Source organism: Enterococcus saigonensis, assembly GCF_011397115.1.
Lineage (GTDB): Bacteria > Bacillota > Bacilli > Lactobacillales > Enterococcaceae > Enterococcus_C > Enterococcus_C saigonensis.
Window position 1 is genome coordinate 860,583 of record NZ_AP022822.1, and the last position, 18,536, is coordinate 879,118.

An 18,536-nucleotide genomic window follows, 5' to 3' on the forward strand; every position below is an offset into this window, starting at 1 on the left:
GGTAGCGTTTGTAACCTTTCTTATCAATTCTTTTTCACTTTATGAAAAGGGGATTGTACATGCAAAAGCAAAGTAGTTTTAAAGGTAACTCGGAAAACGGGACATTATATTTAGTACCAACGCCAATTGGTAATTTACAAGATATGACCTATCGTGGTGTGGAAACATTGAGAACCGTGCAATTGATTGCAAGTGAGGATACGCGAAATACTCAAAAATTATTGAATCACTTTGAAATTAAGACACCACAAAAAAGTTTACATGAACATAACTTTAAAGAACGGGTGCCCGAATTAATTCACTTGTTACAACAAGGAGTTAGTGTAGCTCAAGTGAGTGATGCAGGCATGCCTTCAATTAGCGATCCAGGACATGAATTGGTCGTTGCGTGTATTGCAGCGGCAATTCCTGTAGTAGCGTTACCAGGTCCTACAGCGGGATTAACAGCATTGATTGCTTCTGGCTTAACACCACAACCCAATTATTTTTATGGATTCTTACCGCGCAAAAAAAGTGAACAGCGTAACGTGTTAACTGCTTTGAAAAATGAGACAGCAACGTTAATATTTTATGAGTCACCGTATCGTTTAAAACAGACCATAATGAATTTAGCTGAGGTTTTTGGTAGTCGTCAAGCAGTAGTATGTCGTGAGTTGACGAAAGTACATGAAGAGTATTTGAGAGGAACTTTGGAAGAATTGGCCACGTATTTAACTGAAAATACAGTTAAAGGGGAATGTTGCTTACTTGTAGCGGGCTTTAACAAAAGCGATGATGCCACAAAGGCAGCTATAGAAAGGCCAGCATTAACTTTTAAAGAACAAGTGGAAAGTTTAATTGAAAGTGGTATGAAACCTAATGCAGCAATTAAAGTGGTTGCACAAAATAATCAAGTAAAGAAACAAATCGTTTATAAAGATTATCATGAAATTAATGAGTCAGTAGAATAAATGGAGGGCTAACTGTCAATAGGATAATGAAATAATGAATGATTTTTAGAGCTGCTCTTTGCTTCTTGAAGAGTAGTTTTTTTTACTTTTCTAAGCCGCAACAACCGCATTACTGCTTAGTTGGTTATGCGGTTCAAATACAAAATAAAGAATATTTTATATTTGAAATACAGGAATGATTAGCTTGTTTTGCAATACAGATTGTGATATCTCATCGGTCCATTATCAACACATTTTTCAACACAAGACATACTTTGTGTCAGTTCAGTTTCAACAATTCTGTTATAAAAATTCTGAATTACTCCCATGATACCCTTTTTCAAGATATTTATTACGAATGATTCGTATGACTTTCGCTTATTCTATGTTTTTTATCCTCTCCCTTTTTAACAGGTTGATCTCCTTTTGTTGGTGTTTTACTTGTTCTTCGAGTTGAGGGATTCTAATTTGCGCGTCTTCCTTTAGGGTGCGGCTTTCTTGTTTGTCTCATGTTCACTTCCATCACTTTCTGATTTGAAGGCTTCATGAGAATTATATAGCTTAATCCAGTCTTGAAGTTTTTTGACGACATTTCTTTGGCTATCCAATCCATCTAAATAAATAAGAAAAGCTTCAAGTTTTAATTCCTTTGAGTGGTCCTTATTCTTTCTTGTAGCAATCATGCCATAACTAAGACTTCATCATTTCTTTGTAGCATAACAAAATCTGTTGATGTTTATCTTTTAAGAATAAAATATAAGCATTTAGCGGCAATATACTCTCAAATAGCATGAAGAAAAGTTGCGAACATTTGTTTGTCTTTGTATAATAGAGAAGAATGCGAGGAGAGAATATGGCAGAGTTACAATTTCCTTTAAGAAACGATACGAGTCGTAAAATTATTCATATCGACATGGACGCTTTTTTTGCTTCTGTTGAAGAACGGGACAATCCTGAATTAGCCAAACATCCATTGGTTATTGCTCGCCATCCCAGTGATACAGGGGGAAGAGGCGTCGTAACTACTGCTAATTATGAGGCACGTAAATACGGTATTCATTCTGCTATGAGTGCACAAAAGGCTTATGAATTGTGTCCACACGCTATTTTTGTACCAGGAAATCACGAGAAGTATCGTGCAGTTTCAAAAGAAGTACGCAGTATATTTTTGAAGTATACCGATATTATTGAACCAGTTTCAATTGATGAAGCGTATTTAGATGTTACAAAAAACAAAGTTAGTAGTGTCTCGGCAGTAAAAATTGCACGATTGATTCAACGCGATGTCTGGGAAAATTTGCAACTGACTTGTTCAGCGGGAGTTAGTTATAACAAATTTTTAGCCAAATTAGCCTCTGACTTTATGAAGCCACAAGGAATTACGGTTATTCCACCCCGAGATGCGGTGACTTTTTTAAAGGCCTTACCAATTGAAAAATTTTATGGCGTCGGGAAAAAAACTGTTCCGAAAATGCATGAAATGGGAATCTTTACGGGAGCTGATTTATTTAAAAAAACAGAAATGGAATTAATTCAATCCTTTGGTAAAATGGGGTATTCTTTATATCGGAAAGTACGGGGAATACATGATTCACCTGTTTGTGTAACAAGAGAACGAAAGTCGGTGGGAAAAGAACATACCTATGGCAATCCTCTTGCAACTGAAGAAGCAGTATTATCACAACTTAGACAGTTATCTGAAAATGTAGCCGACTCTTTAAAAAGAGTTGGGAAACACGGTAAAACTATTGTTTTGAAAGTTCGATATACAGGTTATGAAACAGTTACTAAAAGAAAAACATTCCCAACTTATTTAGCCGATAAGCATACTATCTTTTCTCAAGCAAGTTTAATTTGGGAAGAAGTGGGTGGGATTGAAAAGGGCATCCGTCTTTTAGGGGTAACAGTGACAAATTTAGATCCAATAACTTTTGAAAATGTGATTTTGCCTTTGTGGGGAGACGAAGGTTAGTTTAAAAATAGAACGTACGTGCAAAAAAGACGAGGCAAATGTCTATTTGCCTCGTCTTTTTTATCAATTAGTATTTTTAAAGTATTGCTAGATTAAATCTTGCTTTTTTATTTGTTCAAAACTTTCTGTTGCATCGTGACATTTATCCCAAATAACAGCTTTTCCTAATGCTAAAGATTTTTTGACATCAATAATCCGTTGATTGCTGCTACCACGAAATTGAAGATTTAGATTACGTTTAGCCAGTTCAAAACGTCCATCCACTAGAATATCAATTTTATTTAGCAATTCTAATTTATCGTCAGTTTCTTGGAGCAGTTCTTCAAAAGTATACCCAGACCAACTCCAAATATCTTTTTGCGCTCCAAACTCTGTTTTTACCCGATTAACTACCTGTAAGCAGACTTGAGTATTTAAAAAAGGTTCGCCACCTAATAGTGTTAGTCCTTGAACATAATCATGACTCAAGTCTGTAATGATTTGATCTTCTAGTTTTTTGGTAAAAGGAGTACCATAGTTGAAATTTTGGACAGCTTTATTAAAGCATCCTTCACAGGCAAAAAGACAACCACTGACATACAAACTGTTACGAACACCTTCACCGTCAACGAAGTTAAACGCTTTATAATCTGCGATATAATTTTTACTATACATACTAGCTTGCCATTCTTTGGGTTTTGGATTACGCATAAAAATGCCTTCTTTCTAATATTGCATCTTGGCAAGTGTGCCAAGGTTGTTTTTTCATTTTTCTGGCAAGAAAACCCGAGCGTCAGCTAACTGCGTTCGGGCTTTTTTAGCTATTACGAATACAAAGACATCATTTCATGTGTTTCACACGTGAAGAAATTTCTTTATGCCGCCCATGAACCATTGGTCGTGCTTGCGGATTTCCCAAGTATCCACAGGTCCGTTTTACCACATCGCAGGTTTTAGGATCGTGGTTGCCACATTGCGGACATTCAAAGCCACGTTCTGTTGGCGTGAAGTCTCCTTCAAAACCACATTCATAGCAGTGATCAATTGGCGTATTCGTACCTAAATACCCAACTTTATCGTACGAGTAATCCCAAACAGCTTCTAAAGCTTTTGGATTTTGTTGGAGCATTGGATATTCACAATAATGAATAAATCCGCCCGAACAATATTTTGGATAATCTTTTTCAAAATCTAATTTTTCAAAAGGTGTTGGGTTTTTACGGACATCATAATGGAAACTGTTCGTATAGTATTCTTTATCTGTAACATTTTCAATCGTACCAAATTTTTCAGTATCTAAACGGCAAAAACGATCAGTTAAACTTTCACTTGGCGTAGAATAGACACTAAAGTGATAGCCGTATTCGTTACCCCAGTCATCTGCATGAGCTTTTAATGATTTGACAATGTTTAACGTAAAATCTTTGGCAGTTGGATTATTTTCCCAAGTTCCTCCAAAGAAAGTAGCAGCAACTTCATATAATCCAATATAACCTAAAGAAACAGTTGCCCGTTTATTTTTAAATAATTCATTTACTGCATCAGTACGACTTAAACGTTTCCCAAAGGCACCATACATATATAAAATTGGGGCATTGGCAGGAATGGCTTCTTTGCAACGCTCAACGCGATATACTAAAGCATCTTTAACGGTGGCTAATCGTTCTTCTAAAAGAGTCCAAAATTTATCTTGATCACCAGCAGCTTCTAAAGCAATACGAGGTAAGTTTAAAGTAACAACGCCTAAATTCATGCGGCCAACATTTACTTCTTGACCGTTTTCGTCTTGCCAGCCTTGTAGGAAAGAACGGCAGCCCATTGGAACTTTAAAACTTCCGGTTAATTCCACAATTTTATCGTAGTTCAAAATATCTGGATACATACGCTTGGTAGCACATTCTAAAGCCAATTGTTTAATATCGTAATTTGGATCAGTTGGATTAGAATTTATTCCTTTTTTAATTGAAAAAATTAATTTAGGAAAAATAGCAGTTCTTTTTTCGCTGCCTAATCCATTAATGCGAATCTGTAAAATAGCTCGTTGAATTTCTCTTTCAAACCAGCTTGTTCCAAGACCAAAACCAAGAGAAGTAAAAGGTGTTTGTCCATTTGAAGTAAATAGTGTGTTAATTTCATATTCTAAACTTTGCATCGCATCATAAATATCTTTTTTTGTTTTTGCTTTGGCATACTCTTCACGTCGGTCAGGGCTTTCAATCCATTCGTGGGCATCTTGCATATGTTTTTGATAATTTAATTCAGCAAAAGGAGCTAATAATTCATCTGTTCGATCAGCGGAACAACCACCATATTGACTAGAAGCTACATTAGCAATGATTTGTGAAATTTGGGCTGTTGCTGTTTGAATAGACTTTGGTGATTCGACTTCGGCATTTCCAATTTTGAAACCGTCATTTAACATACCCTTAAAATCAATTAAACAACAATTTGTCATTGGTGTATATGGATGATAATCCAAATCGTGGTAATGAATATCGCCTTTTTGATGAGCATTTGCGACATGCTTGGGTAACATTTTTAATCCAATTGATTTACCAACAATACCAGCTGTTAAATCCCGCTGGGTATTAAAAACATTGCTGTCTTTATTAGCATTTTCATTTACAACGCTTTGATCTTTATTGATTAAACGACCAATTGTAAAATTAATATCAGTCGCTTTGCTGCGATCAAAATCGCGGCGGGTACGGTAGTTAATATAAGCCTCAGCGATTTCATATTCACCTTTTTCTAAAAGGATATGTTCGACAATATTTTGGATTTCATAGATTTTGACATCTGTGGTAAAACGTTGCCCAATTTCGGCATCTATTCGTTCGACTATTTCTAATAGGCGTTCATGATCAATCGGTGATAATTCTCCGTGTATTTGCTGTTTTGCTTTAACCAATGCATCGTAAATCTTTTGGTCATCAAAGTCCATTAGGCGACCGTCACGTTTAATGATTTTAATCGTTTGTAGCTGTGGCTGAACCTCACTTGCTACCTGATCACTTTTTAAATCCATCATTTTGCTCACTCCTTTATTTCTTAAACCAAGTCCTTTGCTGTGAATTATTTTACGAAAGGCTAGCTTTAACCAGACATTAACTTGTGTCTGAACTCACATAATATGATAGCTGAAAAGCAAGTCGTATGCAACCTATATATAGTGGTGTCGTTTTGATCTATAACAAAAAAACACTATATATGGTGTATAAAAAATATGTAAAAAAATTGAAAACTGATAACAATAGGCTTTTGGGATTTATAAAAAATTGAATTTTGTATAAAAAAGTATAAGATGAGATAAAAAATTTTGTTTAAATTTTATTCCTGACTTAAGTTAAAAACTGCGCTTTTAAAACAGCTTATGCTACCATGTAAATATAAAAATAGACAAACTCTTTTCGGGCTTGTTATTAGAGGTTATCCAATGAAAAAAATAATTGAAGTAAAACATTTAAGTAAAACATATGGCAATCGCTTTAATCAAATGAAGGTGTTAGATAATCTTTCTTTTAGTGTGGATGAAGGTGAGTTTGTAGGTATTATGGGTCCTAGTGGGGCCGGTAAAACAACGCTTATGAATATTTTAGCATCAATTGCTTTACCTACTTTTGGTAGTGTAACAGTGGATGGCCATGATTTAACAGCGTTAAAAGAAGATCAACTAAGTGATTTTCGCCGTAAAGAACTAGGCTTTATTTTTCAAGAGTTTAATTTATTACCAACGTTAACGGCTAAAGATAATATTATTTTACCTTTAGCAATTGATCACATTAAAGATGATGAGATTGAACTACGTGTGCAACACGCCACAACTTTACTTGGAATAAAAGAAATTATGCAACGTTATCCAGAAGAATTATCAGTAGGTCAACGGCAGCGAGTTGCTGCTGCTAGAGCATTGGTCGTGCGACCAAAAATTATTTTTGCCGATGAACCGACTGGAGCATTGGATTCAAAATCTGCGACAGAATTACTCTATTATTTGAGTGAAATTAATCAAAAAGAAAATAAAACGATTTTAATGGTAACCCATGATCCGTATACAGCGAGTTATTGTAATCGTATTTTATTCATCAAAGATGGTGTTTTTTTTGCTGAAGTTGTTAAACGAGGCTCTAGGCAGGATTTCTTTGAACGGGTAATTGACATGCAGGCAACTTTAGGCGGTGGGGGACGACGCAATGCTTTATAAATTAACGTGGCGTAGCTTTATTAAACAAGCTAGGAACTATGGCGTGTACTTAATTAGTATTACAATGGCCGTTATGATTTATTATTCATTTAATGCCATGACCCATGATCAACCTTTGACCAAAAGAGCCAGTCAAGATATAAAAATTGAAAACATTTTAAATGTAGGCAGTTTTTTTGTCATTATTATGTTGGTCTTTTTTGTTTTAAGTGCCAATCGTTTTTTTATTGCTAGACGCCAACAAGAAGTAGCACTTTATCAACTTTTTGGTCTAAAAAGGCGCCGCATTATTTTTCAATCTTTAGCAGAAATTTTCACTTTGAATTTAGTAGCTTTTTTGTTAGGAATCGGATCTGGTGTCATCTTTTCAAAACTTTTTTCTATGATACTGGTAAAAGCGATGGCACTCGATGTCAATAGCACCCTCTTTTTTTCATGGCAATCTGTTCAAGTGACCGCGGCTGTTTTTATCTTTGTTTTTATTCTAAGTGCTTTTCAAAATATTATCGTTTTATCTAAAAAAAGAGTAGATGGGCTTTTTGCTACTAAACAACAATCGGATTTACAAAAGTTAAAGACAAAACCGTATGAATTAAAATTGGGTTTTTTCAGTGTGATGCTAATTATAGCAGCCTATACAGCGGCTTTTTTTATTCGTCCCTTAATTTTTCGTTTTGTAATGATGACGCAAAGTTTCACGATTTTATTTTGGCTACCAGGAGGAATTTTATTAACATGTATTATTGCCACCTATCTTTTTTATCGTTATGGTATAAAAACTATTTTTTATTTATTAGATAAAAAGAAATCTCACTATCATGGTTTAAATTATTACGAGCGTAGTCGTACAATTGTTTCTATCTTAAAAAATTGGCGTTCTATGGCGTTATTGACTATTTTAACAGCATTGGCACTTGCTTTAATCGGTGGAGCTATTTCACTTGTTAGCATCCAAAGTAAAGTAAGTGAAAACGAAACACCAGTAGATTTTCAAGTTCACAGTAATGAATTGCCGAAGTTAACAAAGATCATTGCAGAAAATGATGGGGAAATTAAAAATGTCCAAAGCCTTCGCTACAAAGTAACGGCAACACAGTTTGCTTTAAAACTTTTTAGCAGCGAAGAAGTGGAACAACTTAACTTGATGAATGTGTTGCGTTATAGCGATTATCAAAAATTTCAAAAAGCACATCCAACACTACCAATCATTGACAACTTGTCAAAAAATAAAGGTGTTTTATTTGATTATGATTACGTGGTGTTTAACGGGGTTAGCGAGTTAAGTCGAAAGTTTACCTTGCCAAATGGGCTTGATTTTACGGTACAACATTTTTATTCTGATTTGTTAGGAGACTCGTTGTTACGGTATGACACGGGAGTTTTGGTAGTACCGGATGAACAATTTGAATTGATACAAGGGGTAGAATTTACCATTGCAATGGTTGATGTGAAGGCAAAAGATGAGGAGAGACTTGCTACTATTGTTGAAAAAGAATTAAAGTCAGATTGGGGAAATGATATTTATTATGACTTTACTTATAAAAATAAAAGTTTAAAAGGAACCATTTCAACAAAAGAATTAGAAAATAAAACAGTTCATGATTTTACTGGAAACTATTCTCGCTTAAATCATACTAGTCGCTATCCCATTGTTAGACGAGCTACACGAGAAGCAGGAATATTTATGTATGTTGCCATCTTTTTGGGGATGATTGCTTCCATTACAACAGCTGCAATTTTAATGCTGCGACAACTTTCAGAAGTAGAAGAAGGCAGAAGAGATTATCTATTATTACAGAAACTAGGCGTTAGTCGGAAACAAATGAAACGCAATCTCTACTATCGAAATGCTTGGATTTTTGCATCCCCGGTTGTGCTAATTACCGGACATGCTGGCTTTGCTATTTACACTTGGTCGCAATTTGTTACAAATGGCAGTTATTGGTTAGCTTATCTGTTTTGTGGCATTGTAGCCGTCATTTACTTTTTTGCTTATATTTTGACTGTTAAGTTTTTTCTGCATAGCTGGGAAAATTAATATAAATTAGAAAAGACAATGTTTTAGAAAAAAACTGAAATTTCGCCGTATTATTTTGATTTCAGTAATTTTAAAACATTGTCTTTTTCATTTGGAAATCTTTATGCCTTTGTAACACATTAAAAAATGCAGATTTACTTAATTTAAAAGGTTAAAAATAGACGTCTAAATGATGTTAGACTGCTTGTAAACTAAGTAATTTGATTGAAAGCCCTTAAGTGACGAAAGTGTTAGATTTTCTTATCCTATGTAAGCCAAAGAAATGTTAGAAAGTCTTGATTCAATTTATACTGCAAAGGAAAAGGAGAGAGTGATAATGAAAAATTGGTTACATAAAGAAAATACCCACTATTGGTTAACTTTTATTGGAAAAACGCTCTTTTACTTCTGTGTCGTGCTAATTTTAGTCTATTTGTATCATTACAAAAATATTCAAGGCGGCACATTTATTTACAACGAATTTTAAGAGGTGAGAGCAGATGACTGTAACAAATATTATTGAACAAATTGATTCTTGGGGGGCAACTGAACCTAATCGCATTGCCTATATTGATGAAAAAGAATATACCTATGGTCAGTTAAAAAAATGGTCTGATCAGCTTGCTGCCTTTTTGAGCGAAAAACTGATGGATCGTGGCCCTATCGTTGTCTACGGCGACTTAGAATTCGAAATGTTGGTTGCATTTTTAGGTGCTAGTAAAGCAGGACATGCGTATATTCCTATTGAAGCGAATACTCCAAATGATCGTGTAGAATTAATTTTAGCTGTTGCACAACCTACGTTAATCATTAGTGTTGAAGAATGGCCCGATATTCCGATTACTTGTGACGTTTTGTCCCCAGTTGCATTAAAAGAAATTTTCTACCAAAATCAGATCTTACCAAAATTTGAAAGTGTTCAAAAAGATGAAAATTACTACTTAATTTTTACCTCAGGTACAACCGGTGTTCCAAAAGGAGTACAAATTAGTCATGAAAATTTATTATCTTTTGTAAACTGGACGTTGACAGATTTTATTTTGCCAAAACAAAGTCGCTTTTTATCACAAGCGCCTTATTCTTTTGATTTATCTGTTTTCGATGTCTATCCTGCTTTGTGTTCAGGCGGTTCTTTGGTTCCTTTGAAAAAAGAAATTATTAACGATTTTAAAGCACTTTTTGCGACACTACCCCAATTGGCACTAGATGTATGGGTATCAACCCCTTCGTTTATGGATATTTGCCTAATGGAAAAAGAATTTAATGGGGAAAATATCCCTAGCTTAACGACTTTCATTTTTTGTGGAGAAGAATTAACAAAAAAAACAGCCAGAAGTTTATTGGAACGTTTTCCAGCAGCGCATATTTACAATACCTACGGCCCAACTGAAGCAACTGTCGCGATTTCAAGTGTTGAAATTACTTCTACTTTATTGGAACAAGTTGATCGTTTGCCAATCGGATATGTAAAAGAGGATACAAAAGTAACCATCATGGACGACCTACAAGTATTAGCAGCTGGCAAAGTTGGCGAAATTGTAATTTCTGGTCCGAGTGTTTCCAAAGGCTATTTGAATAATCCTGAAAAGACGGCACAGGCTTTCCTTTTATTAGATGGTAACTGGGCTTATCGAACTGGAGATGCAGGTAGCCTGCCTGATGATGGTCTATTACGGTATGAAGGACGAATTGATTTTCAGGTGAAACTACATGGCTATCGTATTGAATTGGAAGATGTTGATCACCATTTAAATCAAGTTTCCTTAGTAAAACAAGCAACTGTGGTACCAAAGTATCAAGATCATAAAGTTCAACAATTAGTGGCATTTGTAGTTCCCAATGAAAATGAATTTGCTAAAGAGTTTCAATTAACAAAAGCAATTAAAGCTGAATTAGCTGAAGGTGTGATGGATTACATGATTCCCCAACGGTTTGTCTATGTTGAACAATTACCTCGTACCGCCAACGGTAAAATTGATCGTAAGGGTCTGATAAATGAGGTGAACGGCTAATGGTCTTTCCACATAGTATTCCTTATGCAGATCCGAAGTACTTTTTATTATTGTTTATTGCGTTTGTGCCACTGATTTTAAGTATGTTAATTGCAGGAAAACGACCTTCCTTTTACCAAAGTTTAGTAACGGTGTTTTTCTTATATATTAGTTTTGGTGGTGCCAGTTGGCATCAAGGAGTTGCTCTGATTGGCTATGTTATTTGGCAAACAGTATTGGTCCACCTGTATTTTTTATATCGGCAGCAAAAAAATAGCAGTAGTGTCTTTTATACCGCTGTATTCTTGGCAATTTTGCCTTTAGCGATCACCAAAATTGTGCCATTTTTTAACGGTGGTCACAGTTCAATTTTAGGTTTTTTAGGGATTTCATATTTGACTTTTAAATCAGTACAAATGATTATGGAAACACGCGATGGGATGATTAAATCATATAAAGTTTGGCATTACATCCAGTTTCTATTATTTTTTCCGACCATCTCTTCAGGACCAATTGATCGCTTCCGCCGTTTTGATAAGGACTTAGATAATCCACCGACACCAGAAAAATATGTAGATCTTTTGGGCACGGGGATTCACCGTATTTTTATCGGTTTTTTATACAAGTTTATTATTGGCTATTATTTTGGTTCAGTTTTACTGCCGCCAATTGAACGAGCGACAATCCTCAATGGTGGAATTTCCTGGCCGTTAGTTGCTTATATGTATGTTTACAGTATGTATTTATTCTTTGACTTTGCCGGCTATAGTTTGTTTGCTGTTGGAACCAGTAATATTTTAGGTTATGAAACACCAATGAACTTTAATAAACCATTTTTAGCTTGGAATATCAAAGAATTTTGGAATCGCTGGCACATGACGTTGTCTTTTTGGTTTCGCGACTATATTTATATGCGTCTGATGTTTACTTTGTTGAAAAAGAAAGTATTCAAAAGTCGCATCGTTGCTTCAAATGTTGGTTATTTTGCCCTTTTCTTAATAATGGGAGTCTGGCACGGACTAGCTTGGTATTATATTGTCTATGGTTTATACCACGCAGCGCTGATTTGTTTAACCGACGCCTGGTTACGTTATAAGAAAAAACATAAGAATTTGCCGTCAAATAAGTTTACCCATGGATTGGCAATCTTTTTAAACTTTCAGGCAGTATGTTTTAGCTTTATGATTTTTTCAGGAATTTTAGATAAATTAATTTAAAAGAGGAGAATGAAAAATGAAAGATACAGTATTGAACATTTTAGAAGAAATTACCGGAACAGATGAAGTAAAAGAAAATTTGGATGTTAATTTATTTGATGAAGGACTAATGGACTCCATGGCTACTGTGCAATTATTAGTAGAATTAGAAGGACAATTAGATGTTCAAGTTCCTGTTTCAGAATTTGACCGTGAAGAATGGGACACACCAAATAAAATCATTGCTAAAGTTTTGGAACTAAAAGGGAATTAATGATGAAAAAAAAGCTTCTTGCTATTTTTGGGCCGGTAATAGCAGCTGCGGTCCTGCTAGCGCTATTTTTCTTTTCACCTTTTAAGATTAATGATGAAGATAAAGGCTTATGGGCCCAAGCTAGTAGTTCGATGTCCGGTAATATTTTGCGTGGAAATTCAATTAAAAATGAAGCCGTAAAATCTGGTGAGTATGTGCCCTTTTTTGGTTCTTCAGAGCTAAGTCGAATTAGTCCATTTCATCCATCTGTGTTAGCTAAAAAATACAAACGAAATTACACGCCTTTTTTACTAGGTGCTCCAGGAACACAATCTTTAACACAGTATATGATGATGCAATCATTTGGTAGTGACCTAAAAGGTAAAAAAGTAGTTTTTATTATCTCACCCCAATGGTTCGTCAAAGGAGGAATAAAGCGGGCGTATTTCGACGCGTATTTCTCTGAATTGCAAACCTATACTTGGGCCACTAAGTTAGACAATGTTTCTGAAACTGATAAATATTTAGCGAAACGATTGCTGGCCTATGAAAAAGTCAATCATGATGAAACATTGAAGTTGATGTTAAAGGAAATTGCTAAAGGTAAATTACCAACAAAAAGACAAGTTGATGTGGCACGATTCCATATTAATATGTTGAATCGGGAAGATGAACTTTTTAGTGAAATTGGTTTGTTGTCGAAAAATAACCAAATTGAACAACAAGAAAAAAAATTACCAGCTGTTTACAATGATCAAAAATTAGATGAACAAGCTAAAAAAATTGGTCAAAAAGCAACTGCAAATAATTCTTTTGGTATTGAAAATGGTTTTTATACCCATCGGATTAAACCACGTTTGACTAAATTCAATGCTTCGCAAGCTAAGTGGGATTATCGTTATTCAAAAGAATTTTCGGATTTTCAATTAGTTTTAAATCAATTGGCAAAAGAAAATACACAAGCTCTCTTCATTATTCCGCCAATTAATGGAAAATGGAGCGAATATACAGGCTTATCGCAACATATGTTACAAGAGTTTAGCAAAAAAATTACGTATCAATTACGTTCTCAAGGATTTAACCAGATTGCTGATTTTACTAATAAAGATCATGAGCCTTATTTTATGACGGATACTATCCACTTAGGATGGCGTGGTTGGTTGGCAGCAGATCAATATATCCAACCGTTTTTGGAAAAAAGAACGCCACAGCCAACTTATCACATAGCTGATTATTTCTACACGCAAGACTGGCAAAATCAAAATCCAGCGACAATTAAATAATTTAAAACAGTAGTTTGGCTTTGGCTGGGCTACTGTTTTTTATAAACTGCCATGTTATAATCAAAATCGTAATAAATAATGCAAGGAGTTGCAGTCTAGATGGATAAAAATGAAGAGCAGTTACTAATTGAATTAACCAAAGCGAGAGGCGTGCCTGGGAATGAAGATGAAGTAAGAGAAGTTTTTAAAAAATATGCTGCCCCATTTGCCGAAGACATTTCTTTTGATGGCCTAGGAAGTGTTATCGCTAAGCACGTAGGCGAAGGCGGTGGGCCGAAAATTTTTATTTCGGGTCATATGGATGAAGTAGGCTTTATGGTGACAAAAATTACCGAACAGGGTTTTATTGAATTTCAAACATTAGGTGGTTGGTGGAGTCAGGTTATGTTGGCTCAGCAAGTGGAAATTAAAACCCAAGCAGGTAAACTAATTCGTGGTGTGATTGGTTGTAAACCACCACATGTTTTAACACCAGAAGCGCGCAAACAACCTTATGAAATTAAAGATATGTTTATTGATATTGGTGCAACAAGTCTCGCTGAGGCAAAAGAGTGGGGAATTCGTCCAGGAGATATGATTACTCCTTATATTGAATATGAACGTTTAAATGGTGGGAAGTTTCTACTTGCAAAAGCTTGGGATAACCGTGTCGGTACGGCTGTTTCATTAAGAGTTTTAGAAAATTTGTCAAAAGAGGGCCATCCCAATTGTCTATTTGCAGGCAGTGATGTTATGGAAGAAGTTGGTTTAAGAGGCGCACGAACAAGCACCCACTTGGTGAATCCAGATATTGCTATTGCATTAGATACAGGGACTGCTGGCGATACACCAGGAATGACACCAAAAGAAGCTGATTCTAAATTAGGTGCAGGTCCTCAAGTCTTGATTTTTGATGCGTCGATGGTACCGCATAAGAAATTATTGAATTTCGTTGTAAATGTTGCCGAAGAATTAGCTATTCCTTTCCAATATACTGTGATTACCGGTGGGGGAACAGATGCAGGACAAATGCATTTAACTCGTGATGGAGTGCCTTCACTCGCAATTACAGTACCAGTTCGTTACTTACATTCTCATACGTCCATTATTCACGAAGACGATTACTTAAATACCGTGAAGTTAGTTACAGAAGTCGTTCGTCGTTTAGATGATGAAGCAGTGAAAAAAATTCGAACCTATTAATTTATATGGCATATTATTCAATTGTTAGATGAAATGTTTAAAAAGGCTTATCAGCGATGCTGGTCAAGCCTTTTTTGGTAATCGTATTATTAATTTGCTAGAACTAATTTATGCTAAGATGTTGCCTGTTAAATAACTATTATTTTATGAAAAGAAAAGGTTGTGCTAGCATAAAGAAAAGGAAGGTGTGAAGAATATGAAATTAACCGTATTAGGTTGCCTTGGAGCTTATCCGTATAAAGGGCAAGGGACAACTGGTTACTTGCTGCAAACTGATGATTTTAATTTGTTATTGGATTGTGGCAGTACAACTTTAGTTGAGTTGGAGAAGAAAATAGATCCACTTGATTTAGATGCTGTTATCCTCTCTCATTATCATCATGATCATATTGCGGATTTAGGGGTTTTGCAATATTATTTCCAACTATTTCCAGCTGAAAATAAGAAAATTTTACCAATTTATGGACATGATTTAGATGAATTTCATTTTAATGATTTAACGATGGCAAATGTTTCTGAAGGTCGTCCTTATTACGAAACAAAACAGTTGGAATTGGGACCGTTTTCTGTTACATTTATGAAGACGATTCATCCTGTAACGTGTTATGCAATGCGCTTTTTAGAAAATGACACAGGTAAGATATTTGTATTTACTGGTGACTCTGGTTATTTAGAAGATTTCAATGAATTCGCTAAAGATGCCGACTTATTTTTAGCGGATACATACTTATTTAATGGCCACGAACATCATAAAGCACATTTTACAGCGCAAGAATCAGGAACCTTTGCTAAAAATGCACATGTTAAAAAATTAGTTTTGACTCACTTACCTCAATTTGGTGATTTGCAATTACTAAAAGAACAAGCACAGGTTGCAGCTGGGAAGAACATCTCGGTTGAATTAGCAGCAGTAGGTAAAGAATTATTGATTTAAGGATGGAATAGTTTTAAAGAAAACGTGTTGTTAATGAATAGGAGGATGTACTGTGATTTTTGTACCAAATGAAAACAATGACCCAAGAGTAAACTTAGCAATTGAACATTTTTTGGTTCAGGAGTATCCCTTAACGGAACCCATCTTGTTGTTTTATATTAATGAACCATCGATTATTATCGGGCGCAATCAAAATACCATCGAAGAAATCAATCAAGAATATGTAGATGAACATGGTATTCACGTTGTGCGACGTTTAAGTGGTGGTGGGGCTGTTTATCATGATTTAGGGAACTTAAATTTCAGTTTTATCATGCCTGATGATGGCGACTCCTTTAGAGATTTTGAAAAATTAACTAAGCCGATTGTGGCTGCTTTACAAGAACTGGGAGTCAAAGGGGCTCAGTTAAAAGGGCGTAATGACTTGGTGATTGAAGATCAAAAATTCTCGGGGAATGCAATGTATGCCACTAATGGCAGAATGTTTGCGCACGGCACGATTATGTTTGATAGCGACATTAATGAAGTGGTCAATGCTTTAAAGGTGCGTAAAGATAAGATTGAATCAAAAGGAATTAAATCTATTCGTTCGCGCGTAACCAATGTGAAGCCGTTCTTACCTGCAAATAAACAAAATATGACAACGAAAGATTTCCGGCAAGAAATTTTATTGAAAATCTTTGGTGTAAATGACATAAAAGATGTAAAAACTTACGAATTAACAGCTGATGACTGGGAAAAAATTAATCAAATTTCAAAAGACTATTACCGTAATTGGGATTGGAACTATGGTCGTTCTCCAGAATTTGATTTAGAGCGTCGAAAACGCTTTGCAATTGGCTCCATTGAAGTCCGACTAAATGTACAAAAGGGTGTTATTACAGAAGCTAAAATTTATGGTGATTTCTTTGGTTTGGGTGATATTAAGGACGTTGAAGCAGCGCTTGTAGGCGTGAAGTATGAAAAAGAAGCACTAAAAACAGCTGTGACACAAATTGATGTAAAAAAATACTTTGGTAACATTACCCAAGAAGAATTTTTAGAACTACTTTATTAATAAAAACATTAAAGGTTCTAGGAAAAAGTCGTGGCGACTCTTCCTAGAACCTTTATTTATAGCGTTATTTAAAACTATTTAGTTAATAAGCGCGAGCAATCCAGAGTGTATGTTTTGCTGGTTTGCCGCTAACTAAGTCAAATTCTTTTTTCATTGGAACTTCAAAGGGAATATTTCGAGTAGTAAAACCAGTTTCTTCTTTGATTTTTGCTTCTGTCTCTTCGCTACCATCCCAGCCAACTAAAACAAAGCCTGGTGTAGTACCTTCTTCATTACATTTGTCAATATGGATTTTCAATTCGTCTAGTGTGTTGATATCATAGTGTTCGTTAGCTTTATTACGAGCTTTTGCTTTTTCTAGTAGTCGTTTTGGCATGATTGCTAATTGTTCTGCTACATAAGCATCTAAGTTATCAAAAGTCACCGTATTCTTTTCATCTAAATCTCGTACTTTTACCATCACGTGCCCATTTTCTAAATCACGAGGACCACATTCAATTCGTAGGCAAGCGCCTTTTAATTCCCATTCATTGAATTTATAGCCTGGAGAATTATCCGTATCGTCTAGACGGACACGGTAGCCAGCTTGTTTAAAGGCAGCAAATAATGTATCTAATTTTTCCATAATAGCTGGATTTTTCTTCCAAGGACCAACTGGCATTAAAACAATCTGCGTTGGTGCGACAGTTGGTGGGAAAACGAGTCCCTTGTCATCGCCGTGAGTCATAATTAAAGATCCCAACAAGCGAGTTGACATGCCCCAAGAAGTTGTATGCACGTGAGTATGTTTGTTTTCTTTTGTCAAATACGTAATATCAAATGCTTCTGCAAATTTAGTCCCCAAATAGTGAGAAGTACCTGCTTGAACAGCTTTGCCGTCTTGCATCATCGCTTCAATTGAATACGTATCAACAGCACCGGCAAAACGTTCAGAAGGTGTCTTTTGTCCTTTGTAAACAGGGATAGCTAAAAATTCTTCTGCTAAACGCGCATATTCGTCTAAAATAGCCATTGTCCGTTTTCTTGCATCCGCTTCATCTGCATGAGCGGTATGTCCTTCTTGCCATAAAAACTCAGAAGTGCGTAAAAAAGGTAAGGTTTTCTTCTCCCAGCGAAAAACATTCGCCCATTGATTGATTTCGTACGGCAGATCACGATACGAATTAATCCAATCAGAAAAAGCAGAACCAATCATAGTCTCAGAAGTAGGTCGTAGCGCTAGCGGTTCATCTAATTTTTCATCCCCAACTTCTGTTACCCAAGGCAATTCAGGAGCAAATCCTTCAATGTGATCTGCTTCTTTCATAAAGAAGCTTTTTGGAATTAACATGGGGAAATAGGCATTACGAATATCTTGTGTTTTCAAAAATTTATTGAATTCCTCTTGGATATGTTCCCACAATTCAAAACCATCAGGGCGAAAAATAATTGAGCCACGTACAGGCGAATAAGCCATTAATTCAGCTTGTTGAATGGTTTTTAAGTACCATTCAGTGAAGTCATTTTTTTGTTCAGACATAGTGTCTCCTCCTAAATAAA

At 35.4% G+C, this 18,536-nt stretch carries 15 protein-coding genes; 12 read left to right on the top strand and 3 right to left on the bottom strand.

From position 1 onward, the window contains the following. Positions 1 to 59 precede the first annotated feature (59 nt). Positions 60 to 950: a 16S rRNA (cytidine(1402)-2'-O)-methyltransferase gene (gene rsmI, locus EsVE80_RS04000; RefSeq protein WP_173102549.1), complete on the top strand. Its 891-nt coding sequence runs from the start codon at positions 60 to 62 to the stop codon at positions 948 to 950. An 832-nt stretch (positions 951 to 1,782) separates the two neighbouring features. Continuing rightward, entirely contained in the window at positions 1,783 to 2,901 is a 1,119-nt protein-coding gene (gene dinB, locus EsVE80_RS04005; RefSeq protein WP_173102550.1) for a DNA polymerase IV, read from the top strand. 87 nt (positions 2,902 to 2,988) lie between these two features. Here the strand turns inward: dinB and nrdG are convergent, their stop codons facing one another. Together nrdG and nrdD are read right to left on the bottom strand one after the other, a co-directional pair. After that, a complete protein-coding gene (gene nrdG, locus EsVE80_RS04010) occupies positions 2,989 to 3,591 on the bottom strand; it encodes an anaerobic ribonucleoside-triphosphate reductase activating protein (protein WP_173102551.1) in 603 nt (200 codons plus the stop codon). Between the two features lie 130 nt (positions 3,592 to 3,721). Beyond that, on the bottom strand, positions 3,722 to 5,911 hold the full coding sequence (nrdD, locus tag EsVE80_RS04015) for an anaerobic ribonucleoside-triphosphate reductase (RefSeq protein WP_173102552.1): 2,190 nt from the start codon (positions 5,909 to 5,911) through the stop codon (positions 3,722 to 3,724). A 405-nt stretch (positions 5,912 to 6,316) separates the two neighbouring features. On the opposite strand from nrdD, the gene EsVE80_RS04020 reads away from it, so the two are divergent. The 10 genes from EsVE80_RS04020 (at position 6,317) to EsVE80_RS04065 (ending at position 16,997) form a co-directional block, all read left to right on the top strand. Then, positions 6,317 to 7,084 carry an ABC transporter ATP-binding protein gene (locus tag EsVE80_RS04020; RefSeq protein WP_173102553.1) on the top strand — a complete coding sequence of 256 codons (768 nt, stop codon included), beginning with the start codon at positions 6,317 to 6,319 and terminating at the stop codon, positions 7,082 to 7,084. Then, the gene (locus EsVE80_RS04025) at positions 7,074 to 9,122 is read left to right on the top strand and encodes an FtsX-like permease family protein (protein ID WP_173102554.1); all 2,049 of its coding nucleotides are present in this window, start codon (positions 7,074 to 7,076) and stop codon (positions 9,120 to 9,122) included. The genes EsVE80_RS04020 and EsVE80_RS04025 overlap by 11 nt, the downstream gene beginning before the upstream one ends. A gap of 316 nt (positions 9,123 to 9,438) precedes the next feature. Next, positions 9,439 to 9,588 carry a teichoic acid D-Ala incorporation-associated protein DltX gene (locus EsVE80_RS04030; protein ID WP_173102555.1) on the top strand — a complete coding sequence of 50 codons (150 nt, stop codon included), beginning with the start codon at positions 9,439 to 9,441 and terminating at the stop codon, positions 9,586 to 9,588. A gap of 13 nt (positions 9,589 to 9,601) precedes the next feature. Next, positions 9,602 to 11,113, top strand: coding sequence for a D-alanine--poly(phosphoribitol) ligase subunit DltA (gene dltA / locus EsVE80_RS04035; protein ID WP_173102556.1), 1,512 nt, complete (start codon positions 9,602 to 9,604; stop codon positions 11,111 to 11,113). Continuing rightward, on the top strand, positions 11,113 to 12,309 hold the full coding sequence (gene dltB, locus EsVE80_RS04040; protein WP_173102557.1) for a D-alanyl-lipoteichoic acid biosynthesis protein DltB: 1,197 nt from the start codon (positions 11,113 to 11,115) through the stop codon (positions 12,307 to 12,309). The genes dltA and dltB overlap by 1 nt, the downstream gene beginning before the upstream one ends. Positions 12,310 to 12,325: 16 nt before the next feature. Next, entirely contained in the window at positions 12,326 to 12,562 is a 237-nt protein-coding gene (dltC, locus tag EsVE80_RS04045) for a D-alanine--poly(phosphoribitol) ligase subunit DltC (RefSeq protein ID WP_173102558.1), read from the top strand. 2 nt (positions 12,563 to 12,564) lie between these two features. Next, a complete protein-coding gene (gene dltD, locus EsVE80_RS04050; protein ID WP_173104116.1) occupies positions 12,565 to 13,824 on the top strand; it encodes a D-alanyl-lipoteichoic acid biosynthesis protein DltD in 1,260 nt (419 codons plus the stop codon). 99 nt (positions 13,825 to 13,923) lie between these two features. Further along, a complete protein-coding gene (locus EsVE80_RS04055) occupies positions 13,924 to 15,006 on the top strand; it encodes a M42 family metallopeptidase (protein ID WP_173102559.1) in 1,083 nt (360 codons plus the stop codon). A gap of 196 nt (positions 15,007 to 15,202) precedes the next feature. Next, positions 15,203 to 15,940 (top strand): MBL fold metallo-hydrolase, encoded by a 738-nt coding sequence (locus EsVE80_RS04060; protein ID WP_173102560.1) that lies wholly within the window; start codon positions 15,203 to 15,205, stop codon positions 15,938 to 15,940. 52 nt (positions 15,941 to 15,992) lie between these two features. Next, positions 15,993 to 16,997 carry a lipoate--protein ligase gene (locus EsVE80_RS04065; RefSeq protein WP_173102561.1) on the top strand — a complete coding sequence of 335 codons (1,005 nt, stop codon included), beginning with the start codon at positions 15,993 to 15,995 and terminating at the stop codon, positions 16,995 to 16,997. An 82-nt stretch (positions 16,998 to 17,079) separates the two neighbouring features. Here the strand turns inward: EsVE80_RS04065 and proS are convergent, their stop codons facing one another. Then, the gene (gene proS, locus EsVE80_RS04070; protein WP_173102562.1) at positions 17,080 to 18,516 is read right to left on the bottom strand and encodes a proline--tRNA ligase; all 1,437 of its coding nucleotides are present in this window, start codon (positions 18,514 to 18,516) and stop codon (positions 17,080 to 17,082) included. Positions 18,517 to 18,536 lie beyond the last annotated feature (20 nt).